Here is a 261-nt window from a genome sequence, read left to right as displayed (position 1 = left end):
ACATAATTTATTGTTGATAATAGATAACTGTTTTGCTACTCCATACCTTCAAAATCCTATAGCTTTCGGAGCTGATTTGGTAATTCATTCTGCTACTAAATTAATTGACGGACAAGGAAGAGTATTAGGTGGAGTTACTATTGGTAAATCTGATTTAATAAGGGAAATTTACTTATTTTCAAGAAATACTGGGCCTGCATTATCACCTTTTAATGCTTGGGTGTTATCTAAGAGCTTAGAAACTTTAAGTGTTCGTGTTGA

The 261-nt window shown here is 32.6% G+C and carries 1 protein-coding gene; it reads left to right on the top strand.

All coding sequences use genetic code 11. The annotated features are described in order from the left end of the window. Nucleotides 1-261: PLP-dependent transferase (locus H2O73_RS24150; RefSeq protein WP_182110822.1), on the top strand; the 261-nt coding region annotated here is incomplete at both ends.

It is taken from the genome of Vibrio marinisediminis, from assembly GCF_014050145.1.
GTDB classification, from domain to species: domain Bacteria; phylum Pseudomonadota; class Gammaproteobacteria; order Enterobacterales; family Vibrionaceae; genus Vibrio; species Vibrio marinisediminis.
Note: the sequence above shows the minus strand (reverse complement) of the source record. Positions and strands in the feature narration are given on the sequence as shown.